22 protein-coding genes are annotated in these 23,219 nt (G+C 68.7%); 14 read left to right on the top strand and 8 right to left on the bottom strand.

The genetic code is table 11. From position 1 onward, the window contains the following. Window positions 1–4: 4 nt before the first annotated feature. Together NR810_RS07460 and NR810_RS07465 are read right to left on the bottom strand one after the other, a co-directional pair. On the bottom strand, window positions 5–322 hold the full coding sequence (locus tag NR810_RS07460) for a DUF3817 domain-containing protein (protein ID WP_257450675.1): 318 nt from the start codon (window positions 320–322) through the stop codon (window positions 5–7). A gap of 17 nt (window positions 323–339) precedes the next feature. After that, window positions 340–822 (bottom strand): hypothetical protein, encoded by a 483-nt coding sequence (locus tag NR810_RS07465; RefSeq protein ID WP_257449472.1) that lies wholly within the window; start codon window positions 820–822, stop codon window positions 340–342. A gap of 123 nt (window positions 823–945) precedes the next feature. On the opposite strand from NR810_RS07465, the gene NR810_RS07470 reads away from it, so the two are divergent. Then, window positions 946–1,503, top strand: a complete 558-nt coding sequence (locus tag NR810_RS07470) for a hypothetical protein (RefSeq protein ID WP_257449474.1) — start codon at window positions 946–948, stop codon at window positions 1,501–1,503. 6 nt (window positions 1,504–1,509) lie between these two features. Here NR810_RS07470 and NR810_RS07475 read toward each other — a convergent pair whose 3' ends face one another. Continuing rightward, on the bottom strand, window positions 1,510–5,295 hold the full coding sequence (locus tag NR810_RS07475; RefSeq protein ID WP_257449485.1) for an nSTAND1 domain-containing NTPase: 3,786 nt from the start codon (window positions 5,293–5,295) through the stop codon (window positions 1,510–1,512). Beyond that, entirely contained in the window at window positions 5,292–5,747 is a 456-nt protein-coding gene (locus tag NR810_RS07480) for a response regulator (protein WP_257449488.1), read from the bottom strand. The genes NR810_RS07475 and NR810_RS07480 overlap by 4 nt, the downstream gene beginning before the upstream one ends. Window positions 5,748–5,950: 203 nt before the next feature. Between NR810_RS07480 and NR810_RS07485 the strand changes: the two genes are divergently transcribed. Beyond that, window positions 5,951–7,150 (top strand): peptidase C39 family protein, encoded by a 1,200-nt coding sequence (locus NR810_RS07485; protein WP_257449490.1) that lies wholly within the window; start codon window positions 5,951–5,953, stop codon window positions 7,148–7,150. Between the two features lie 164 nt (window positions 7,151–7,314). On the opposite strand, the gene NR810_RS07490 is transcribed toward NR810_RS07485, so the two are convergent. From NR810_RS07490 to NR810_RS07505, 4 genes are read right to left on the bottom strand one after another with little or no spacing between them, the layout of a single operon-like run. Then, window positions 7,315–8,682, bottom strand: a complete 1,368-nt coding sequence (locus NR810_RS07490; RefSeq protein WP_257449492.1) for a metalloprotease — start codon at window positions 8,680–8,682, stop codon at window positions 7,315–7,317. Continuing rightward, entirely contained in the window at window positions 8,672–9,358 is a 687-nt protein-coding gene (locus tag NR810_RS07495; protein ID WP_257449495.1) for a hypothetical protein, read from the bottom strand. Before NR810_RS07495 ends, NR810_RS07490 begins: the two co-directional genes overlap by 11 nt. Next, complete coding sequence (locus tag NR810_RS07500) at window positions 9,355–10,758, bottom strand: hypothetical protein (protein WP_257449498.1); 1,404 nt, start codon at window positions 10,756–10,758, stop codon at window positions 9,355–9,357. The genes NR810_RS07495 and NR810_RS07500 overlap by 4 nt, the downstream gene beginning before the upstream one ends. A 39-nt stretch (window positions 10,759–10,797) precedes the next feature. After that, window positions 10,798–11,373, bottom strand: coding sequence for a Sec-independent protein translocase family protein (locus tag NR810_RS07505; protein ID WP_257449501.1), 576 nt, complete (start codon window positions 11,371–11,373; stop codon window positions 10,798–10,800). 200 nt (window positions 11,374–11,573) lie between these two features. Between NR810_RS07505 and NR810_RS07510 the strand changes: the two genes are divergently transcribed. From NR810_RS07510 to NR810_RS07565, 12 genes are all read left to right on the top strand, one after another. Further along, the gene (locus NR810_RS07510) at window positions 11,574–12,395 is read left to right on the top strand and encodes an MlaE family ABC transporter permease (protein ID WP_257449503.1); all 822 of its coding nucleotides are present in this window, start codon (window positions 11,574–11,576) and stop codon (window positions 12,393–12,395) included. A 23-nt stretch (window positions 12,396–12,418) separates the two neighbouring features. Next, a complete protein-coding gene (locus NR810_RS07515; RefSeq protein WP_257450677.1) occupies window positions 12,419–13,159 on the top strand; it encodes an ABC transporter ATP-binding protein in 741 nt (246 codons plus the stop codon). Between the two features lie 12 nt (window positions 13,160–13,171). Continuing rightward, window positions 13,172–14,695: an MlaD family protein gene (locus NR810_RS07520; protein ID WP_257449505.1), complete on the top strand. Its 1,524-nt coding sequence runs from the start codon at window positions 13,172–13,174 to the stop codon at window positions 14,693–14,695. Between the two features lie 118 nt (window positions 14,696–14,813). Next, the gene (locus tag NR810_RS07525; protein WP_257449507.1) at window positions 14,814–15,737 is read left to right on the top strand and encodes a PfkB family carbohydrate kinase; all 924 of its coding nucleotides are present in this window, start codon (window positions 14,814–14,816) and stop codon (window positions 15,735–15,737) included. Window positions 15,738–15,879: 142 nt separating this feature from the next. After that, window positions 15,880–16,227, top strand: a complete 348-nt coding sequence (locus NR810_RS07530) for a TIGR02266 family protein (protein WP_257449509.1) — start codon at window positions 15,880–15,882, stop codon at window positions 16,225–16,227. A 31-nt stretch (window positions 16,228–16,258) separates the two neighbouring features. After that, window positions 16,259–16,990 carry a metallophosphoesterase family protein gene (locus tag NR810_RS07535; RefSeq protein WP_257449511.1) on the top strand — a complete coding sequence of 244 codons (732 nt, stop codon included), beginning with the start codon at window positions 16,259–16,261 and terminating at the stop codon, window positions 16,988–16,990. Between the two features lie 192 nt (window positions 16,991–17,182). After that, a complete protein-coding gene (locus NR810_RS07540) occupies window positions 17,183–18,097 on the top strand; it encodes a DUF3396 domain-containing protein (protein ID WP_257449514.1) in 915 nt (304 codons plus the stop codon). Window positions 18,098–18,162: 65 nt separating this feature from the next. After that, a complete protein-coding gene (locus NR810_RS07545) occupies window positions 18,163–18,870 on the top strand; it encodes a hypothetical protein (RefSeq protein WP_257449516.1) in 708 nt (235 codons plus the stop codon). 57 nt (window positions 18,871–18,927) lie between these two features. Then, window positions 18,928–19,770: an archaetidylserine decarboxylase gene (asd, locus tag NR810_RS07550; protein ID WP_257449518.1), complete on the top strand. Its 843-nt coding sequence runs from the start codon at window positions 18,928–18,930 to the stop codon at window positions 19,768–19,770. A gap of 26 nt (window positions 19,771–19,796) precedes the next feature. Beyond that, complete coding sequence (gene hisS / locus NR810_RS07555; protein ID WP_257450679.1) at window positions 19,797–21,041, top strand: histidine--tRNA ligase; 1,245 nt, start codon at window positions 19,797–19,799, stop codon at window positions 21,039–21,041. 179 nt (window positions 21,042–21,220) lie between these two features. After that, window positions 21,221–22,750, top strand: coding sequence for a DUF2380 domain-containing protein (locus NR810_RS07560; RefSeq protein ID WP_257449520.1), 1,530 nt, complete (start codon window positions 21,221–21,223; stop codon window positions 22,748–22,750). Beyond that, window positions 22,747–23,217: an NUDIX hydrolase gene (locus NR810_RS07565; RefSeq protein WP_257449522.1), complete on the top strand. Its 471-nt coding sequence runs from the start codon at window positions 22,747–22,749 to the stop codon at window positions 23,215–23,217. Before NR810_RS07560 ends, NR810_RS07565 begins: the two co-directional genes overlap by 4 nt. Window positions 23,218–23,219: the final 2 nt, after the last annotated feature.

Here is a 23,219-nt window from a genome sequence, read left to right on the forward strand (position 1 = left end):
GCGCCTACCTGGCGTCCACGGTGGGAGGGGCTTGTGTCTCCCGGCGCAACTGCGCATCGAGCCAGAACGTCCCGCCAGGCACCAGTGACGCGACGAAGGCCAGCGTCACCCGCTTGAAGCCCCAGCGGTGCTCGATCGCCGCCATCATCAGCGTGTACAGGTAGGCGATGAACAGCACGCCGTGAGCCATCCCCACCACGCGCACCATCTGGGGCAGGCCCAGCGCGTACTTCAGCGGCATGGCGATGAACAGGAGGAGGAGGAAGGACAGCCCCTCCCAGAAGGCGACGAGGCGGAAACGTCCGAGGGGCGTGGTCAGCATGGCGGTTCCTTCCGAGTTCATGGTGTGGACTCCCTGATGAGCCATCCGGCCCTCAGCGAGCCAGCGATCGAGACGCAGGTGGCCACCGTCATCATGAGGGCGCCCATGTAAAGCTGCCCCACTCCCCACAGCGCCCCCAACGCCGCGATGATGAAGAAGGCCCATCGGGCCAGCTGGCGCCAGGCGAGCTGTCGGCCGACCGTCGCCGCGATGAGGAGGAGGAGGGCGAAGAAGTTCGCCAGGACCAGACCCGCGAACACGAGGAGCCGACCCCGGAGCAGGATCACCCAACTGGCCTGCTCGAGCGATGGTTTCGCTGACGCGAGCTCCAGCAGCTCGGTTGGACCGATGAACACCTGAAACAGGTTGTTCATCCCCAACAGCGTGAGGAACGTCTGGAGGATGAACGCGCCGATCAAAACCCCGGCGATGGACCCCCATGGCACAGGGGCCGGACCGGTCTTCCTGGGGGCTACTTCGGACAGGGTCGCGGAACGCATGACGGTGATGAGATAACCTCTCGCCCCATGAGCGGGCGCGCCGCCCATCCTATAGAGGGGGAGCCACGACCATGCAACGCCGGTCCTCGAATCCCCACGGTTGATGGAGAGGGGAGGGGATCTATGAAGCATCCCAGTCTCGACGAACTGGTGGCGAGAATGCGGGCTGCTCGCGCGGAGGGCAGCGGCAACCGTCCCAGCCAGGAACAATTGAGGCTGCATCGTGAGCTGGTCGAGGCATGCCCCGCGTTCACGCCCAACCTGCTGGAGCTCGCTCGTCTCTTGCGGCTCGACGATGAGCCATTACCTGGGTCGAGTGGCGAGGAGACCCTTTCGGAGATCCGGCGTCTGTTGGAGCAGGCTGTGCGGGCTTCGGGCCGAAGTGCCCCAGCCCTGGTGGAGCTCGCCTACTTTCTCGACATCTTCCATGACTCGCCACCCGAGGCCGAGACTCTCTTCGAGGAAGGTGCTCGGAAGGCTCTGAGTACAGTCGAGGAGGCCTGGGCGGGGTTGATCAGTTTCTGGTCCTCGAAGAGGACCCGGGAGTCGCTGACCAAGGCGCTCCAACTCGGCGAGACCGCGGAGAAGCTCTTCCCGGATTCCGAGCGCATCGGCCATGAGTTGCGCTTCGCCAGGGACCTGGCGGTGACGGATGGTCTGATTCCACCCGAGCGTCCCTGAGCCCACTCAGGGCGCGGAAGGTGCAGCCGCGCACAGCCGCAGGCCAACGCTGAGATCCCTGAAGTCGGGCTCGGGCGTCTCGCGGTTGGGTGCGCGGGCGGTGCTGGCTCCGAAGTAGTAGCTGCCGCCTCGGGCCACCGGGCGGCCCGGCTGGAGGACGGAGTCGGTCCACTCGAAGACGTTGCCCACCATGTCGTCCAGTCCGAAGGGGCTGCGCGACTCGGGGTGGCGGCCCACCTCGTCCGGGCCGAAGTTGGCGCCCACCTTGCCGTAGGTCTCGTCGAAGTTGGCCTGCGAGGGCAACAGCGTGTCGCCGTGGGGGAACTCCCGCTCGTCCGCGCCCCGGGCCGCCCGCTCCCACTCCAACTCGTTGCACAGCCTCGCCCCGGGGACCCGGCCGGTGCTCGCCAGCCACGCCGCGTACGCACGGGCATCCTCGTAGTTGATGGCCCCCACCGGCATCCGCCACCAGTCCTGCTCCGCGTCGCGCGGGCGCTGGGTGTAGCGGATGGGCTCGCCCTGGCGCGCCTCATACGTCACCGTCCGGGGCTTGAAGCGCAGGTGCCAGCGTCCGTCCGGCTGCCGCTTCAACGCCACCTCGGCGTCCACCGAGGCCACCGACGCGCCATGGGGCGTACGCATCGCCAGTTCCTCCGGGGTGAGCGTCTCCAGCCAGGCCACGTACTCGCCGTACGTCACCTCGGTACGGGAGATGAGGTACGGCCCCGTCTCCACCTCGTGCAGCGGCACCGTGTCGAAGAACTGCCGGATGTTCTCGTCCGCCGCCGTGCCGAAGAGGAAGGTGCCTCGCGGCACGTAGACGAAGCCCTCGGGAACCCGGGTGGCCTCGGGCAGCTCCAGCTCCAGGGTGCGCTCGGCGCCGGGCTCGGCTCGCAACACGTGGCGCACCGGGGCGCGTCCGGGCGCGCTCAGCTCCACCACCCAGGTGCCGCGCTCCAGCGAGAGCCCCTCTTGCGGAGTGGGGCCCGGCTGGCGGGCCGGGGACAGCACCCGCTTCCCATCGTGCGTGGACTCGTAGCGCGCCAGCGACACCGTGGCTCCAGCGGGCCGGGTGCGCAGGTTCAGCCGCATGGGCGCCTCCCACCGCGCCAGTTGCTCGCCCGTGGTGTCATAGAGCCGCAGGCGTCCCAGCAGCTCGTCACGAGCGTCGGGGTGGAAGATGCGCTCGGCGAGCCCGGCGCGTTCGGAGAGCACCTCCGCGAAGGCCCTCCGCGACTCCTCGCGGCCAGGTTCGAGCACCAGCACCCGCTCCAGCGCGTCGCTGGCGCGGGCGTAGGCCCGATCCGTTTCCACCTGAAGCCGGAGTGCCTCGGCCCAACGCGGCCGGGCCTCCTCCTGCTTGCCGGTATCGAACAGGGCGAAGGACTCCGTGCGCGCCCGCGTCAGCGCGCGGTTCCGTTCGCGGGCATGTTCCAGGCGGCCCCGGGCCTCGCCCAGCTGCGCGCGCACCTGCTTCTCCAGCGTGTACCAGTCATTCACCCGCTCGCCCGCGTACACCAGCGCCAGCGAGGCGAGGAATCCCGCGGCGAGCACTCGCGTGAGCACCTTCCCCCGGCGCACCGCCTGGCGCGAGGCCTCGAGGAAGGTGCTCTCCCGCACCGAGAGCCCCTCGGGGGCGAGCGCGTGGACCTCGGCCAGGTGCCGGGTCCCCCATAGCGCCTCGCGCGAGCGCCCCAGCCGCTCCCACTCGGCGGCGGCCCGCTCCAGCCGCGCGTGCAGCTGGCGCGCCTCGTTGGCCTCGGCCAGCCACTGGGCCAGCCGGGTCCACCCCGTGAGGAGCGCCTCGTGGGCGATGTCGAAGGTGGTGCCTTCCTCCGAGCGCCGGGCCACCACCAGTCGCGCGCGGATGAGCGCTTCCAGCGCGCCACGCGAGGCTGGATCATTGCCGAGCAGCTCGGCCTCGGAGCGGCGGGCGCGCGTGCCATCCACCGTGACGAGCCGCATGAGCAGCCGCCGTGCCGCCACCTGTTGATCCGGCAGCAACTGGTCGATGACGCCATCCGCGTACCGGGCGAGCGAGCCATTGACTCCGCCGAGCGCCTCCAGGGCCGCGGCGGGGATGATGCCCCGGGCCCGATCTCTCGCCTCCCACAGCTCCGCGAGGGTGAACTGGAGGAGCGGCAGGCTGCCCTCGGCGCGCAGGGTGGACTCCACCAGCGAGCCGATGAGGGCCTCGGACTCGAAGCGCGCGCCCTTGACGCGGGCGGGGCCCGTCACCACCTCGCGCACCTCGGCGCGGCCCAGCGGGCGCAGCAGGTAGAGGGCGCGAGCGAGGGCCTCGCCCAGTCCGGGCAGCGCGCCGAGCCGGGTGAGGAAGTCGCTCCGGGCCGTGGCCAGCAGGCGCAGCCCCGGCACTCCCGAGGCGAGCTGTCCCAGCAGCTCCGCCACCTGTGCCGCCTCCGTCGGCTCGCTCAGGGTGGTGAGCTCCTCGAGCTGATCCACGTGGAGGATCACCCCCCGGCGCGAGCTGCCTCCGAGGGCGGCGCGCAGGGCCCGCATCAGGGTGGCGGGCTCGGCGCGGGCGAGCTGATCGATGCGGACCTCGTCCAGGGACACGTGGGGGGCGAGCGCGGCGGCGAGGCCGGACACGGGGCGTCGGCCGGGCACCATGCGCGCCACGCTCCACTGGAAGCCGTCCTCCAGCGCGCCCTCCACCACGCGGGGCAGCACGCCGGCCGAGCACAGGGAGGACTTGCCCACGCCCGAGTCGCCGGTGACGAGGACGAAGGGGCTGGCGCGCAGCCGCTCCACCACGGCGCGGATCTCCTGGCGGCGGCCGAAGAAGAGGGCGCGGTGCTCCTCCTGGAAGGCCTGGAGGCCGCGGTAGGGGTTGCCCTCGGGGACGCGCGCGGCGGTGTCGCCGGCCTTCAGGTCCTCCAGCGCTTCCAGCAGCTCATCGGCGGAGGCGAAGCGCTCGGTGGGCTCGCGGCGCAGGCATCGGTCCACCACCGCCGCGAAGCGGGGCTCCACCTCGGGAGCGGCCTCGCGCAGCGGGCGCGCCTCCCTCTCCTGGACGGCCTGGGCCAGCACCTGGAGGGGCACGTGGCGGAAGGGGCCCTGGCCCGCGGCGAGCTCGTACAGCACCGCCGCCAGCGAGTAGAGGTCCGAGTGCACCGAGGCGGGCTCTCCGCGCCAGGCCTCGGGGGACATGAAGTAGGGCGTGCCCACCAGGGAGCCATGGGTGAGGGAGGGCAGCTCGACGTCCGGAGGGAGCTCCTCGCCGGGGGGCGCGTCCGGCGTGGGCGAGGCCTCCGCGGCCGGCTCGTCGACGAGCTTGGCCAAGCCGAAGTCGAGCAGCTTCACCTCGCCGGACTCATCGAGGATGGCGTTGCCGGGCTTGAGATCGCGGTGGAGGACGTTGCGGCGGTGGGCGGCGGCGAGCCCGCGCGTCAGATCGATCCCGATGTCCAGGACGCGCTCCCAGGGCTGGGGCCTGGGCAGCCGATCCAGGGAGATGCCGCGCACGTACTCGGAGACGAGGTACGGGTGGCCCTCGAACTGACTGGCGCGGTAGAGGGTGGCGACGTTGGGGTGCTGGATGCGGGCGGTGGCGCGCGCCTCGACGAGGAAGCGCGCCAGGGTCTCGTCATCGAGCGCGGGGATGAACTTCACCGCGACGGTGCGATCCAGCAGCGTGTCCTGGGCGAGGTAGACGAGCCCGGTGCGCCCCCGACCCAGGGGACGCAGCAGCCGGTACTCGTCGAACTCCCGAGGGGGTTGCCAGCGCTCGCGGGGAGCGTCGGCCCTGGAGGGGGGAGGGGGGCCGCTCACCGGAGACGCGACTTGCCTCCCGTCTTCTGGAGCAGGGCGCGGATCTGATCGGCCACCGTGTCCGGGAGCGCGGGCTTGGAGACGAAGGCATCACAACCCGCTTGCCGGGCCCGCTCCGTATGCGAGGGGAAGACATGGCCGGTGAGTGCCATCACGGGGATGTCCCGGGTGCTCTCGTCGTCCTTGAGCTGGCGGGTGGCATCCCATCCGCTGACCACGGGCAGTGAGAGATCCATGAGGATGACGTCCGGGTGGTGCTCCCGCGCGGACTCGAGTGCCTCCTGTCCGTTGCGGGCCGTCTGGACCTGGTACCCGAGGAACTCGAGGTACTCGGCGTACATCTCCCGTGCGTCATCGTAGTCGTCCACCACGAGCACGCTGCGGGCTTCCGAGGCGGAGGCCTGTTCGGACTCGGGGACTTCGGGCGAGGGAAGCTTGCGGGCGGCGTCCATATGTCCTGAAGGGGGGAAGGGATTCCATCTTCTCAGCGAGCGCGCGAGCCGGACAATGGATCCACGGCACGGATCATCCCTCTTCTGTTGATTGACGGAAGCTCTGTTTCCAACGAGCCGCACGCCTTGTCCGGAAATCGCATTGTTGATTCCTTGGAAAACGGGTAGTCGAGGTTCCTCCAGACAATCAGGAGGTGGTTCTCATGCGGAGCTTCAGGACGGTGGTGATCGCGCTGTTCGTCACCCTCATGTGGGTGCCGGAGGCGCTCGCGGGCCAGAGTGCCTTCGTGCGCTGGCGGGGGAGCCAGGGTGATTTCTCCTCGTGGCAGCGCAGCGGGGTGGGCCTCGCGGCGGACGGCGCGCTCCAGGTGGATGCTCAGACGGCGGCGGCCGGGACGGATCCGTACGCGGCCGGCGCCTACAGCGGAGGCAACTTCTACAACGGCGGGAGCTTCCGCGTGGGCGAGGCCCTCAGCCCCGTGATGCTGGCCGGCTTCGGCTTCCGCGAGGCCATCGCTTCGTGGGAGGCCGAGACGCCCACCGGCACCTGGGTGGAGACGCAGATGCGGGCGCAGGTCTCCGGCGTCTGGACGAAGTGGTACAACCTGGGCGTGTGGGCCGCGGATGGCTCGACGGTGCGGCGCCACTCGGTGACTGGGCAGTCGGACACGAACGGGTACGTGGGCACCGACACCCTGGTCATCACGAACAAGAAGGCGGCGGCGACCGCGTTCCAGGTGAAGCTGCGGCTCTTCAGCGCGGACGGTGTCGCCCTGCCGCGCGTGCGCGCCAGCTCCGTCACGCTGTCCACCTCGGCCGAGCGCAACCCGGCCGTTCCCCCGGGCAACTCCGCCTATTGGAACAGGGTGAACGCGGTGCCCGGGTGCTCGCAGATGGTCTACCCGGATGGCGGCGAGGTCTGGTGCAGCCCGACCTCCACGTCCATGGTGCTCGCCTACTGGACGGGTGACACGGGGGCCTGCGAGCCCCGGGTGCGCGCGGCGGTCGGCGGCGTGTACGACTGGATCTACCGCGGCCACGGCAACTGGCCCTTCAACACCGCGTACGCCGCCTCCAAGGGGTTCGAGGCGCACGTGACGCGCTTCACCAGCTTCGCCCAGCTCGAGCCGTGGATCGCCGCGGGCGTGCCCGTCATCCTGAGCGTCGCCTGGGGGAGCGGGGAGCTGACCGGGGCGCCCATCGCATCGACCGCGGGCCACCTGATCGTCCTGGTGGGCTTCGACGCCGCGGGCAACGCGGTGGTGAACGACCCCGCGGCCGCGAGTGACTCCACGGTGCGCCGTACCTACCTGCGCTCCGAGCTCGAGCCCTTGTGGCTCAAGGCCTCGGCGGGCACGGCCTACCTCATCTACCCGGCCGGCTGGCCCGTCCCCGCGCTCTAGGGAAAACTGGGTTGCGCATGCTCCCTCTCCCTCTGGGAGAGGGCGGGGGGTGAGGGTCGTCCCCGCGTGTCTTCCCTCCCATGTCGCTCACGGTGCGAGGGGAGGAAAGACCCTCACCCCAACCCTCTCCCAGAGGGAGAGGGGGCGTCCACGGGCACCGCGATTCAGGCGGCGCCCCGGCTGCGGAGCTGCTCGGCGATCCTCGGATCGGAACGGACCTGGGCCAGCACGGGCTCCTGGCCGAGCGTCTCGAAGTCGTCGTACCCCGCCCGCAGCGCGCGCTCGAGCCACTCGGTGGCCAGCTGCAGCCGGCCATCGTGCGCGTGGTAGCGGGCCGCCTGGTAGGCGTCCTCCGCGCGGCCCCCGGCCTCGAAGGCGCTCGCGTAGAGCGCCGCCGCCGCGCCGAAGTCACCCCGGGCCACCGCCACGTCCGCCCGCCGCGCGTCCCGCGTGGCCGGCGTCTTCCAGGCGAACTCCCGGGCGATGCGCTCGGCCTCGTCCAGCCTCCGCGCCCCCACCAGCAGGCGCACCGCGAGCGCGGCCACCGCCTCCGTGGGCTCCTTCTCCAGCGCGGCGAGCGCGTGGGTCAGGGCGCGATCGGCCAGGCCCATGGCCTCGTACGCCATGGCGAGGCTGAAGGGCCGCGCGGCCTGGGGCGGATCCACCTTCTCCAGGTGCGACACCGCGGCGCGGCCATTGCCCTCGGCCAGCGCCACCCAGGCGAGCAGATCTCTCGCCGCGTTGCTCTCCGGGCCGGGCTTCGCCGCGGACAGGGCCAGGTGCCCCAGCCGTGCCGCCTCGCTCTCGTTGCCCGCGCGCAGGGCCTTCCAGGCGCGCGCGAGCGCGTCCGGCTCGACCTCCGCCACCTTCGTGGGCTCCAGCGGCTTGATGTCCCTCGTCACCGACAGGGCCTGCCAGCAGCCGTAGCCCATCCAGCCGAACATGAAGGCCAGGTAGAAGGAGCCCAGGCGCAGCGCCAGGGCGGTGATCGCACCCGCGGCGATGATGCCCACCCACAGGGAGATCCGCTGCCGCGTGGGCCCGAGCACGCCGCGCACGATGTGGCCTCCATCGAGCGGAGGCACGGGCATCAGGTTGATGATGCCCCACCCGAAGTTCACCCACATCAACTGCTGGAGGATGATCATCCCCATGTCGCTGCGCGGGGGGACGAGGATGTTGATGCCGAGCATCAGCCCGCCGAAGAGGAAGCCCGTGAAGGGCCCGGCCGCGGAGACGGCCACGTCACGCCAGCGGCTGAGCGCCCGATCGGGGTAGGTGAGCCCGCCCATGGAGTAGAGCTGGATGGCCGCCACCTCGCAGCCCAGGCTCATGGCCATGAGCGCGTGTCCCAGCTCGTGCACCAGGATGGAGATGAAGACGACGCCCACCCAGGACACGAGGATCCGCCAGTCCCGGCCCGCTCCGAACAGGCCGAACATGGCCGTCACCAGCCAGAAGCTCGGCTCGACCACCACGGGGATCCGGCCGAGGTTGAACTGCCAGGTGAAGGGAGAAGATTCAGTGCTCATGTGATTCGAGTTTCAGTTTCTTCGAGAGGACCCGGAAGGAGTTCGACGAGGCCGTGCTGCCCTTTTCATCCACCATTCCGACGTTGAAGGTATTACCAACAGCGTCGATGGTGATTTCCTGCCGGACAAGGCCTTCGGAGAACGGGTTGCTCGGGATGGAGAGGATGGGGGAGCCATCCTGGTAGATGACGATCGTCACGGTCCCCGTGAAGCGCTCGGCGCTCGGACCCCCGGCATGAATCGTGACGGCGAAGGGCTTGCCCTGGAGCTGATCGCCAATCGATTCGATCCAGTAGCTGAGATAGGGGGTGACGGTGTAGGCCTGGGTGAGAGTGGCCTCGCGCCCATCCCCCAGGGAGACCTGGACATCATAGGTATCGACGTCCAACCCCGGGGGCACGGTGCCCTGGAACTGGCCGCGGCCCAGGTAGCGGGCGAGCGGCACCGTCCACGTGCCGATCCGCAACTCGGGCTTCTCGAGCATCCGCGCCGAGCGCGTGTTGAAGTCCACGAGGAAGCGGGGCTCCACGTCGAGCTCCACGATGACGTCCTTGGCCTCGAGGGCGCTCTGCTCGGTGGGGGAGATGGAGAGGATGTGGAAGGAGGGGGGAGGCGCGGGTGGCTCGGCCTCGCACGCACACAGCAGGGCCAGCAGCATGGGCAGGAGCTTCTTCATAACGAGTACCTCACCCCGAGGGACGCGGACAGGCCGCCGAGCTGTGCCTCGATCTGATCCGTTCGTGCGGGAGCGTGGCTGCCGCGCAGCTCGAGCAGGGCGCTCACCGGGCCGAAGCGCCAGGCCGCCTGGGCGGCCAGGAAGCCCATGAAGGTCCGTCCCCGCTGATAGGACTCCTTCTGCGAGTACGGAGTCGTCGTGCGGTGGTCGAAGTACATCGTTCCGCCCCCCGCGCGTCCGGAGATGGAGAGGGGTCCGCGTTCGAAGGCCAGGACGCGCGCGGACAGCATGAGCGGAAGGGCCACCACCCGCGAGTCCAACTCGCCCAGCGGCGACACGGAGGGTCGAGTCCTGGACTGACGCAGCCCCACCTCCGCCTCCAGCGAGAAGCGGCCGCCCAGCGGAGGCAGGCGGTACGCCGCGCCCACCGACACCAGCGGCCCGAGGTTGTCGCCGCCCGCGAAGAAGCCTCCGGCCAGCAGGGTGAAGGACACGTTCTTCCTGTCCAACCACGGCTCCCAGAAGGGAGGCTGGGGCGGAGCCTCCACGGGGGGCGGGCTCTTCACCACCGGTGGCTCCGGGGTGGGGGAGACATGGGCCACGATGGGGGCCAGCACCGGGGCGGTGACGCGTGCCCCGGCGGTGCCGTCCTGCCGGTGGGCCTCCACCACGACGGAGCTCGCCCCGGGCTCCGGCTTCACGCGGAACACGCCCGGAGAGTGCTCCTCCACGCCGCCCCCCCGCACCCGCAGGGACAGCTCCGAGCCCGGGATGGGCTGCTCGCCCAGCACCACCAACCACCCGCTCTTGTCCGGAGGGAGCACGTCGGGGCTGAGGAGCGCGAGCATGGGCCGCTCGGGAGGCACGTCGAGCCGGGTGGTGCGGTTGGTCTGCTGGCCCTTGGCGGTGGCCAGCACGCGCGCCTCGCGCACCCCGGGGGGCACCTCCACGTGCACCTGGGCCTGGCCCTTGCGGTTGGTGCGCACGGGGCCGAAGCGCGTGTCGGCGATCTGCACCACCACCTCGGCGCCCGCGCCCGCGTCGGTGGCCACGTCCAGCACCGTGCGCCCCAGCAGGGGGATGTGCACGGTGGTGACTTCCGGCGGGCCCTCGGGCGTGTCCACCCAGAAGGCGAGCACCGCCAGGAGCGGATAGCGGATGTCCGGAGGAACCCAGCGGTAGGAGTGCACACCGCGGGCGGTGGCGGGCAGCGGCAGGAGGCTGCCCGTGGAGGCCGAGGCCCGGAGCCGGGAGGTGCCGCGCGGCACCGCCACCTGCACGCTCACCGCCATGTCCCGGCCGAGCACCACCTGGGAAGGAGTGGCCGTCACCGGGAACGGAGCCGCCGCCGCGACGGGCGACAGGGCGAGCAGCAGCAGGGTGAGGAGCGGCGCACGCATGGGTAGGAGACGTACCGTCCAGCCTCTCCGGCGCCTCTGTCAACCCTCGGCGGAGCTACCCGGCGAGGGAGCGGCCTCATCCGTCGGCTGTGGCTGTGGCTTGTCCGCTGGGCCCGTAGCTTTCGCGCTGGGCGGCTGGAAGGCGGGCTTCTCGGCGGGGGCGCCGCCGCGGCCGTGCACCAGCGTCTTCGTCTCGGACTTGAAGGTGATGTCCACCTTGTCGCCGCGCACCGCCGTCACCAATCCCAGCCCGAAGGTGGGGTGATGGATGACCTGATCCACCCGGTAGGTGTCCTTGGGGCTGTACTTCGGCGCGTTGGCGATGTCCTTGCCCGCCAGCTGCTCCTCGAAGGTGATGATCACCTTCTCCTCGGAGGACTTGCTCGCCCGGGGGGCACGCGTGGACGAGCCGCTGCTGCTGCTGGCACGCGACGCGGGGCTCGGCCTGTCGGTGGTGCCCGGCGCGGACCGGTAGGCGTGGTCTCCGCCGCAGGTGTTGCAGCGGACTCGGGCGATCTTCGTTCCCACCATCGCGAGGATGGTGTGGGCCAGCGTGAGCTTGCACCGGGTACAGAACGCGTCGACCTCGCCGCCGACCTTTTGGTTGGTCGCCATGGGGTGTGCTTCTCGCTTCTCTCTGTGAGGGGGTTGAAAAAGGGGGGCGGAACATAACGGCAACGCGGGGCGGGGCAAACTCCCTTTATTGGCCGGGGAGTAGGAGCCTGGATGCCTGGGCTGCCTGGGGGCGGAGGGGGGCAGGGAGGCGTAGCCTTTGCTTGTGCCGGGAAGGGGGCCACGTAGAGTAGGGCCCTCCCGTGGCCTCCGAGAACGCACAGAAGGCGGAACAGCCCAAGCCCCCCTCCCTGATCGTCCGGGCCGTGGAGGACGTGGGCCGGGGCGCCATCGCCAATGTCGAGGAGCTGGGCAATCTGGTCACGCTCGGGGCCAACGTGGCCCGCTGGAGCGTGCGCCGGCCCTTCCGGCTGCAGAACCTCTTCTTCCAGCTGGACTTCGTGGGGGTGGGCAGCGTCTTCATCGTCCTGCTCACCGGCCTGTTCACCGGCATGGTGTTCGCCAACCAGTCCTCGCGCGCCTTCGCCATGTTCGACGCGCAGAGCCTGGTGGGCCCCACGGTGGCGCTGGTGCTCACGCGCGAGCTGGCCCCCGTCTTCTCCGCGCTGATGGTCACCATGCGCGCCGGCTCCGCCATGTGCACCGAGCTGGGCACCATGCGCGTCACCGAGCAGGTGGACGCCCTGGAGACCATGGCCGTCAACCCCATCCAGTACCTGCTGGTGCCCCGGGTGCTGGCGGGCCTGTTCATGGTGCCCCTGCTCACGCTGCTCTTCGACACCGCCGGCATCCTCGGGGCCTATGCCGTCTCCGTGGGGACGCAGGGCGTGTCGGCCGGTACCTTCATCTCCCGCACCCAGCAGTGGTTGGATCCCTCGGACGTCTTCGAGGGGCTCATCAAGGGCGCCGTCTTCGGCCTGGGGGTGGCCCTCATCTGTTGCTTCAAGGGCTACAACGCCTCGGGTGGCGCCAAGGGTGTGGGCAAGGCGACCACCGAGGCCATGGTGACCAGCGCCCTCTCCATCTTCATCCTCGACTTCATCGTCGGGGTGCTCCTGCACTGATGGCCGACACGAGCTCCCGGTCGATGATCGAGATCGTCGACCTGCACAAGTCCTTCGGCGATTACCAGGTCCTCAAGGGCATCAACCTCTCCGTGCCCGCGGGGAACACCTGCGTCATCCTCGGAGGAAGCGGCTCGGGCAAGACGGTGCTGATGAAGCACATGATCGGCCTGCTCAAGCCGGACAATGGGCGGGTGGTCATCGACGGGGAGGACGTCGTCCCCATGGGCGCCGAGGATCTGGAGCGGGTGCGGCACAAGTTCGGCATGGTGTTCCAGGCCGCCGCCCTGTTCGACTCGATGGACGTCTACGAGAACGTGGCCTTCCCCCTGCGCGAGCACAGCAAGCTGTCCGAGCAGGAGATCCGCAAGCTGGTCCGGGAGAAGCTGGACCTGATGGGCCTGCCGAAGACGGTGGAGGACAAGTTCCCGGCGGACCTGTCCGGCGGCATGCGCAAGCGCGTGGGGCTGGCCCGCGCCATCGTGATGAATCCGAAGATCGTCCTCTACGACGAGCCCACCACGGGGTTGGATCCCATCACCACCGACTACGTGGACGAGATGATCCTCGCGGCCCAGCGGGAGCTGCACGTCACCAGCGTGGTCATCAGCCACGACATCGCCTCGGCCTTCAACATCGCGGACCAGATCGCCTTCCTCAGCAAGGGCGTCATCCTGGAGCAGGGACCGCCGGAGCAGGTGCGCGCCTCGCGCCACCCCACCGTGCAGGTCTTCATGGAGACCTGGTTCGGAAAGAATGATTAGGAGTCAGACCCGGTGAAGAAGCTCGTCACGCCTTTCCGTGTAGGTCTGCTGGTGCTCGTCGCCGGAGGATTCCTGTTCGGCTTCATCCTCTTCACCCGCAAGGGGGGGCTGGGCAAGGACGAGTCCATCCAGGTGTACGCCTACTTCCGGGACGCCTCGGGCCTGGGTCCCAAGAGCCGCATCCAGATCGCCGGCATCCCCGTGGGCGAGGTGGAGGATGTGAAGCTGGAGGGCACGCGCGCCCGCGTCACCGTGCGCGTGCGCCGGGACGTGGCGCTGCACCAGGACGCCGCCCTCATCAAACGCTCGGAGTCCCTGCTGGGCGACTACCTGTTGGACCTGAACCCGGGCTCCGAGGTGATGCCTCCCATGGAGGAGGGCGGGGAGATCCGCAAGGTGATCGACGTGCAGGGCATGGAGGCCGTGTTCGCCTCGCTCTCGCAGATCACCTCCGACATCCAGCAGGTGACGGGGGCGCTGCGCGACGTGCTCGGCGGGGACAAGGGCACCGGCTCGCTCGAGCGCATCATCGCCAGCCTGGTGCGCGTGTCCGAGTCGGTGGACCTGACGGTGCGCAGCAGCGCCGAGCGGCTGGACGCCATCCTGCGCAACTTCGAGGGCGTGAGCGCCGACGTGCGCGGCATCACCGCCGACAACGAGGAGAGCGTCGGCCACATCGTGCACAACATCGAGATCATCACCCGCGACACGCGCGAGGTGCTCTCCACGGTGCAGAAGATCGTCGGCGGCAGCGCGGAAGGGGACCTGAAGGAGAGCGTGTCCAGCCTGAAGCAGACGATGAACCGGCTGGACAAGACGCTGGCCAACCTGGAGGAGATCACCTCCCGGGTGAACCGGGGCGAGGGCGCCGTGGGCGCGCTGGTGGCCGACAAGCGCCTGGGCCAGAAGATCTCCGAGTCCGTGGAGGACCTGTCCGACTTCTCCTCGAAGCTCACCGGGCTCCAGACGGAAGTGGGCCTGCAGGCCACCTACATGTTGGGGCATGGGGCCTCGAAGAACAGCCTGTCGGTGCGGCTGGCCCCCAAGCCGGACAAGTACTACCTGCTGGAGCTGGTGGACGATCCGCGCGGCACCACCGAGACGCAGTACGTGCAGACCAACCCGCCGTCCTCGGGGGATCCGGTCCTGCAGAAGCAGAAGATCACCCGCGAGGGCTTCAAGTTCAGCGCCCAGTTCGCCAAGCGCTACTACTTCACCACGCTGCGCTTCGGCATCATCGAGTCCACGGGTGGCGTGGGCGCCGACTTCCACTTCTTCAAGGACCACCTGATGTTGAAGCTGGATGCCTTCAACTTCTCGGTGGACGAGCTGCGCTACCCGCGCCTGAGGGCCTCGCTGAGGGCCCAGGCGTTCGACCGGCTCTTCATCACCGCCGGCCTGGACGACATCTTCAACAACCCCGTGCGCGACAACAACCGGCGCATGCTCGGCGGCCGCGACTTCTTCTTTGGTGGCGGCATCTACTTCACGGATGATGATTTGAAGGCCATCCTGCCGGCCGTGCCCACGCCGTGAGGGCCGGAGTCCTGGATATCTTGACCTGACCGGCCGAAAAGTCGTACCTCGCACGGGCACGGGCGGTCCCCCAGGAGCCCCGTGCCTGTCGTCACGGCCTCTACTCCCTGGAACGCCCATGTCTCTTCTCGTCGTTGGCTCGGTCGCGCTGGACTCGGTGGAAACCCCCTTCGGATTGAAGGAGGACATCCTCGGCGGCTCCGCCACCTATTTCTCCACCTCCGCCTCCTTCTTCACCCCCGTGAAGATGGTGGCCGTGGTGGGCGAGGACTTCCCCCAGGCGCACCTGGACTTCCTGCACGGTCGGGGTGTGGACCTCGAGGGCATCACCCGGGAGAAGGGCCGCACCTTCCGCTGGAAGGGCCGCTACGGCTGGCAGCTCAACGAGGCCGAGACGCTCGACACCCAGCTCAACGTCTTCCAGTCCTTCTCGCCCAAGCTCCCCGAGAGCTACCGCGACGCCCAGTTCGTCTTCCTGGGCAACATCCACCCGGAGCTCCAGTCCCAGGTGGTGGATCAGGTGAAGGGCCCCAAGCTGGTGGCCGCCGACACCATGAACTTCTGGATCAACGGCAGCCGGGCCTCGCTCCTCAAGACGCTCAAGCGCGTCAACCTGCTCTTCGTCAACGACGCCGAGGCCCGCCAGCTCTCCGGTGAGCACAACATCGTGCGCGCCGCCCGGGCCATCCTCGGCATGGGCCCCCAGCGCATCGTGGTCAAGCGCGGCGAGTACGGCGCGCTCCTCTTCGACCACGAGCACATCTTCGCCTGCCCGGCGCTGCCCCTGGCCGACGTGTTCGATCCCACCGGCGCCGGGGACACCTTCGCCGGTGGCTTCATGGGCACCCTGGCCACCGCCGGCCGCGTGGACTCCGAGGTGCTGCGCCGCGCCATGGTGATGGGCAGCGTCATGGCCTCCTTCACCGTGGAGAAGTTCAGCCTCGAGCGCCTGCGCGAGGTGAACCGCGCCGACATCCGCGCCAGATTCACGGATTTCAAGCGACTCACGCATTTCGAGGATTTGGGGCCTCTTGAGGGGTAACCGATTTCCCGTGGGGTGAGGAGGGCTGCTTGACGGATTTTTATGCTGTCCCTAATCTCCGCACTTGCGAATCCCGATTCCTGGGAAAGCGCGGAGGGATGTGGGGGACGCGCGTCACGGCCGCGCACCGGAGGAGAAGGGGTTGCGGACGGAGAACCGAAAGCACGCTCGTTTCACCTCGCGCCTGCGCTGCTGGTGTGAGGCGGAGAACATTACGCTCTACGCTCGGGTGGCGAACCTGAGCGAGGGTGGGTTGTTCTTGCAGACGAACACACCGTTGGCCCAGGGCCGGCGGACGTTGCTGAAGCTGGCGGGGGGGACCGCGCGGGAGGTGATGGCCGAGGCGACCGTGGTGTGGCGGCGTCCACAGCGGGAGCAGCTGGGCCCACCCGGCATGGGGTTGAAGTTCGAAGGACTGGATGCTGGCGCGCTGACCCTCCTACAGCGCATCATCTCCGAAGAGCAGCGAGGGTTCGCGCTCGGCACCTGACGAGCGGGCCCGGGGCCCACGGGAACTCTACATGCGCATCGCGATCATCTCCGACATCCACTCCAACATCGAGGCGCTGACGGAGGTGCTGCGGGTCGCGGAAGAGCAGAAGGTGGATCGGATCGTGTCGTTGGGAGACGTGGTGGGCTACGGGGCCTCGCCCAACGCCTGCTGCGACCTGGTGCGCTCGGTGACCGAGGTGACGCTGCTGGGCAACCACGACGCGGCGGTGGCCGGGCGGATGGACTACTCGTACTACTACGACGCCGCCCGCCACGCGCTGGACTGGTCCGCCGGGGTGCTGTCGGACGAGAACATGGATTGGCTCAAGAGCCTGCCGTACACGTACCGGATCGGTGACGTGGGCTTCAGCCATGGCTCGCCGGTGGAGCCCAAGGCGTACGAGTACATCTTCGCGCTGGAGCAGGCGCGGGAGCTGGCGCCGTACGTGGAGCACCTGCCGGAGGTGACGTTCATCGGGCACAGCCACCTGTGCAAGGCGTTCGCCATCGGCAATGGCGAGGTGCACGACGTGGTGGCCCAGAAGTTCGGCATCCGGCGGGGCTACAAGTACATCATCTCGGTGGGAAGCGTGGGGCAGCCGCGGGACTACGACAACCGGGCGTGCTTCGTCATCTGCGACACCGGGGCGCGCACGGTGGAGTACCTCCGGGTGGAGTACGACATCGAGTCGGCCGCGCAGAAGATCTTCGATGCCTCGCTGGCGCTCAACTTCGGCAAGCGCCTGTTCCTCGGGGTGTAGCCGCCTCGCGCGGCCATGCGTCCAACGGCTTGACGGCCGCGCTGGCAACTCCCTGTAGTCCCCTGGGTCTCGGTTCCTGGCCCACGCGACGTGCTCGGGGAGGTGCGGTGTGTTCACTCGTATCAGCCGATGACCCGACACCCTCCCCGAGTTCGTCTCTACTCCTCCCAGCCAGACGGAGACCGCCTCTGGATGAGGGAAGTGTTTCGCCTCGTCCTGCATCTGCCGTTCGACCACCATGATCTCGCGAACCCGGTGAGTCGCGCGCTCGAGGTGTACCTTCGTGCTGTCGGCACCGGGGCAGAAGTCTTCTCCGAATACAATCTTGGATACGAGCCCAACTCGCTGCACGAGGGCGCCTGGGCACGGATCCGCTCGACACTCTCTCCACCTGTCGGGGAACGCTTTCTCGATGATCTCAGTAACGAGGATGTCTATCCGTATGTGAAGAGGCAGTTCGAGCGTATGGTCGAGTTGTCGGGCGGCGACAAGGACGTCAGCGGCTATGGCTTCTTCTACTTGTCTCGCCTGCCTTGGCGTTCGCGGGCTCGTGTCGAGGATGAGGTCAGCCTGGTGAGCTTCTCCTGGCCCACGGAGTACCTCGAGGAGCACGGCCCTGGGAAAATGCGCGAGTTGGCCATGGCGCTGGCCTCGCTGCTCCCATTCTCCTCTGGTCATGCAGGCCTGGCCTTCTATTCACCCAACACCTTTTGTGGCTCCATGAAGGGGATTCACGAGGAATCCTTCCGCTACCCGGGGATGGATGTGTCCCATGGCATCCGGAAACTCGGCTCCCGGGTCGACGGAGTGCACTGGCTCAACTTCCTGGGCCAGCCGGTGCTCGGGGAAATGGGCGGTGCGGCGGGCCTGCGTGCCCAGCTGCATTCGCCCGGAACCACCGTCCAGGCGTTGGAAGGGGAGAAGGCGGTGGTGACGCTGGGGCAGTGGCCGGAGGCCGGAGACCTGACCCGGGGCCAGGACCTCCCCGCGTACCGTGAGCTCGCGCGTGTCCTGGAGCCCTGGCTGTACGAGTGTCCCAGCTACTACGACTTCGACGACGCCTCCCACGAGGAGACCCTCCGATGGTGGCGTCGCTTCCTTGACTGAGGATTCGAGCCCCCCGCGCGAAAAAGGGGCGCGGCGGCCTGGAAATGTCGTAGAAAACCGGCCCCGTGCGGACCTACACCCCTGTTTCTGGCCGGATGCTCACCGGCCTCCTGACGGCGCTCCTGGTGATGGCGGCCCCCGTGGCCTGCCGCAAACCCGCCCAGCCCTCCGAGGCGTACACCCAGGCGCATACGCTCTTCGGCAAGCTGTACGGCGCCAGGGGCGACGAGGCCTTCCTGGATCCCCAGATGGACCAGGTGGAGGCGCTGCTCTCCCAGGTGCCTCCGGACAGCCTCGACGCACAGGCCGCCAATGACCTGCGTGCCCGCATCCAGACCGGCAAGCAGCAGGCGCAGGCGCGGGAGAAGGCCCGGAACGACGCCCTCGCCGACGCGCGCACGCCAGAGGCGATGCCCTCCGGATTCGGCTCCGCCCCGGAACCGGCTCCTTCCGCTCCCACCGAGGAGGCTCCCGAGGCCCAGGCCGAGCCCCCCGATGCCGGCACGGGCGGCGGGCCAGGGATCGGCACCCCGGTGACCCAGCTGGCGAGCGGCTTCTCCGGCTGCTTCCAGAAGGGGGAGCAGATCGACGTGAAGGGACGCGGTTTGCGCGATCGCTGGGAATTGCAGGACCGCGCGGCGTGTCGCCAGCAGTATGGCGCGCTCCAGGGGCAGGTGCTGATCATCGAAGAGGGCAAGGTGCTCGCCCTGGTCTCCAAGAGCGCGATCCAGGTCATTCCCGTGGACGGCGGTACGCCTCCCCCTGGTCGTTGAAGCGCGCTCGCGCATCTCCATTCCACTTCAGACATCCCATTACCCGGTACCGGTCTCATGAACGAACAGACCTTCATGAAGTTGATGCAGATCCTCCCCAAGTCCGCGCTGTCCACCGCGGTGGGGATGGCCACGCGCCTGCCCGTGCCGGCGCCCTTGCACCGGGCGGCCATCAAGACCTTCGCCAAGGCCTACAACGTCGACGTGGCCGAGGCGGAGCACGCCCTGGAGCACTACCCCACGTTCGCCCAGTTCTTCACCCGGGGGCTCAAGGTCGGCTCCCGCCCGGTCGACCCGGGGGAGAAGGTGGTGGTGTCCCCGGTGGACGGCGCGGTGTCCCAGGTGGGCTACGCCGAGCACGGCCGCGTGATGCAGGCCAAGGGCATCCACTACACGGTGGGCGAGCTGCTCGGCGACGAGAAGGCCGCGGAGCCCTTCCACGGCGGCGCCTGGACCACCATCTACCTGTCCCCGCGCGACTACCACCGCATCCACGCCCCGCTGGGCGGGAAGATCACCGGGTATGCCTACATCCCCGGCGAGTTCTGGCCCGTCAACCCGGCCTCGGTGAAGAACAAGCAGGCGCTCTTCTGCGTCAACGAGCGGCTCGTCACCTACCTGGACACCGTGGCCGGCAAGTGCGCCGTGGTGAAGGTGGGCGCCACGTGCGTGTCGCGCATCAAGGCCGCCTACGATGAGATCCTCACCCACGACGGCAAGCCGGGCAAGGTGCATCGCTACGACACCGCCATCCCCGTGGAGAAGGGTGGGGAGCTGGGCCGCTTCGAGATGGGCTCCACCGTCATCCTCGTCTTCGAGCCGGGCCGCGTGAAGTGGGACGAGTCCTTCCAGCCCGAGGCCGTGGTGCGCATGGGCCGGCGCATTGGAGAGATTCCGTGAGTCAGAAGATCAGTGGCGTCAAGGGCATGAATGACATCCTCCCCGGCGACGTGGAGGTATGGCAGCACGTGGAGCGCACCACCCGGGACATCTTCTCGCGCTTCGGCTACGGCGAGGTGCGCACGCCCATCGTCGAGGACACCGCGCTCTTCGTGCGCAGCGTGGGCGAGGAGACGGACATCGTCGGCAAGGAGATGTACACCTTCAATGACAAGGGCAACCGCAGCCTGTCCCTGCGTCCCGAGGGTACCGCTCCCGCCGCGCGCGCGTACATCGAGCACTCGGTGGTGAGCCAGGAGCCGCTCACGCGCTGGTTCTACATGGGCCCCATGTTCCGCTACGAGCGGATGAAGACGGGCCGCTACCGGCAGTTCCATCAGATCGGCGCCGAGGCGTACGGCTCGAAGCATCCCGTCCAGGACGTCGAGATGATGGACATGGTGGTGCAGCTCCTGCGGCAGCTGGGGCTCTCGGACGTGTCGCTCAACATCAACTCGCTGGGCGATGACACGTGCCGGCCCGTGTACCAGGCGAAGCTCGTGGAGCACCTGCGCGGGCACGCCAGCGAGCTGTGCGACGACTGCCAGAAGCGGCTGGAGCGCAACCCGCTCCGGGTGCTCGACTGCAAGAACGAGCGCTGCCAGCAGATCGCCAGCGCCGCGCCCGACATCCTCCAGTCGCTGTGCGAGCCGTGCCGCGCGCACTTCGACGAGGTGAAGCGCAAGCTGGACGCGGTGGAGATCAAGTACGTGGTCAACCCGCGCATCATGCGCGGCCTGGACTACTACACGCGCACCACCTTCGAGTTCATCGCCGCGCACCCGGTGCTGGGTACCGCCAGCACCGTGGGCGGGGGTGGCCGCTACGACAAGCTGGTGAAGAGCCTCGGGGGGCCGGACGTGCCCGCGGTGGGTTTCGGCCTCGGGTTGGACCGGCTCTGCCTGCTGCTCAAGGAGAGCGGTCAGCACTTCGGCCGGCCGACGGATCTCTTCATCGCCGTGGCGGACGAGGGGTCGGCGGACGTGGCCTTCACGCTGGCCAGCCGGCTGCGCCGCGAGGGCCTGCGCGTGGAGTTCGACACGCGCGGCGGCAGCCTCAAGAGCCAGATGAAGCTCGCCGACAAGCTGGGCGCCATCTTCGCGCTGGTGATCGGCGAGGCCGAGCGCCAGAGCGGCATGGCCCAGCTCAAGCCCATGGCCGGGGGAGAGCCCGCGCCCGTGCGGCTCGCCGAGCTGGCCGAGACCCTGCGCACCCGGCTCGTTTCCTCCTGAGAGGGGAGAGGGCGGGCTCCGGTGGGAGCCCGCCTCCGCGCCGGAAGTAGCCCTCAGAACTGGTAGTCCACATCTGTGAGTGACTCGGGCGTCTCCTTGAAGACGGAGGGGACGCGCCTGGGCTGTCCGGATTTGTCAGGAGCGCTCGCTAGAGTGGGCATCACCCATCGGAGGCGCTGATGACTTCCAAGCTGCTGACAGGGCTGCTCTTCATGGCCCTGTTGTCCGCCGGCTGCGCGTCACTGACGCCACCCCCTGGCCGGGCGATGAACCTACGCTACACGCCGCGTGAATCCGCGGAGCCTGCGTTGACCGAAGGTTCCGTCGTTGAGTCTCCGCGTATCTTCGCTTCTCCACCTGTTACTCCGCCTGAGCCCGAGACACCGGAGCGGCTACACCGACGCCGGGTCTCCCATGAGGCCGCGACGGCAGCAGACCCCGACGGTGAATCGGGGGTTGCTCGGCAGAGCGCCCTCGCGGCTCACCTGGCGTTTCTCGGTGCCGTTGGTGACGTGTCTGGCACCACCCGCCGTATTTCCGGCCAATTCTCCAGACTCAAGGTCAGCAACCTGGGCATTGCTGGCAGGGCCGCCGGCGTCTTCGTCCGCTACGTGGATTATGGCGAACGTCAACTGCGGTGGATTGACGCCGAACTCTCCGCCGTCAACACGCTGGCCAACGCCGCTTCGGAGGTGGACGACCCGGACATGCAGCTTGCCCTGCTGCGCCTCGCCGGCCCACGGCTCGAGGCCGCCATGATGGGCTCCATTCTGCTCGCCGGATGGCTCGACTTCCTCAATCTCGTCGACATCGTGCTCAAGCAGGGTTTCAACCGTGTGGAGATGCTGTTCGTGCACCTGGACCGCTTGCGAAAGCTACTCGAGCCCGCCATGACGGCGCTGTCTTCCCTGGAGCCAGGACAGGTGGAGGCAGCAGCGGAAGACGTCCCCGCGCTGATGGGCCATTTCTCCGGCGAGTTCAATTCCACTTGTGAGACCGTGCGGGTGGCGATGAAGCGCGGCGAACAGGCGATGCTGTTGGCGCAGCTCGTCGAGATGGTCACCATGGTGTCGACGCTGAAGATGTCGTTGCCACGGATGCCGCCGACCGTGCCCACTGCGCTCGGCGTGGGCCTCGTGGTGGGTGGCGATGGCGTGATGATGGGCTCGCGGGTGGTGGTCTCCGCCGAGTGGGTGGAGATGATGCGCCGACTGGTGCGGGCGGGCGTCATCTCCCTTCCTGTCGTGAGTGCCGCTGTTCGGATTCATTCCGGCCAGGTGATGATGGCGCAGTCTCACGACGAGTTGCCGCGGGGCGTGCGCGAGGCGCTCGGCGACGGGCCCGAGGTGCGGGGCATGCGGGTGACGGGCAGAGCGGGGGCCGGCATGGTCGAGCCTCCAGAGCACCACGTCCTGCCGCGAGAGTTCCGCGAGTGGTTCGAGAAGCGCGGCTTCACCGGCGAGATGGACATTGACCAGTTCTGCGTCAAGCTGGAGCAGGCACACCACGAGGCGATCCATGGTGGTGGCGACTGGCGCCTGGGTCGTACATGGTCTGACGAATGGAACCAGGCTGTCATGCGCATCTTGTTCAGAGCCGAGACGAGGGCTGGCCGGATGTTGACGCCGAGCGAGATCCTGAGGCTCGTCGCAAAAACCATGAAGCGCTATAACCTCCCGATGAACTTCAGCCCCGGAAGAGGGCGATGAACGAAGGCCATTCCAGGCGGGGCAACTGGAAGGTCCGCCTGTATGAGCGGGTCCGCGAGCGCGGTTATGACTCACTCATGGCCTTTGCTGAGGCGCGACCCACCGCCTCGCTGGTGTCGCTGGCCGAGGAGCTTGGAGAGGACGACATCAGCGCCGTGCAGTTGTTCAGCGGGTTGGTGGCCGAGGCGGAGCGGAGCCATCAAGTCACACGTCTGGTGCGCGGACAGCTCGTGCGTGAACTCTCCGAGAGCCTCCCCAACGGTTGGCCGGCCGTCATGGACGATGCCAACCGGTTCGAGGTCGCGCAGGCACTTGCCTTCTGGAGTTCCTTCACCCCAGAGACCCATCAGGAGCGCGTCGAGCAGGTCGGCGATGTGCTCATGGCCACGCCGCCGCCGCCCGGCTGGCGCCCGCTTGATCCCGACGACGAGTTGCTGCGCACGCTCCTGCCCGACGAGGAGGTCTGACG

This window comes from Archangium lipolyticum (genome assembly GCF_024623785.1).
Classification (GTDB): domain Bacteria; phylum Myxococcota; class Myxococcia; order Myxococcales; family Myxococcaceae; genus Archangium; species Archangium lipolyticum.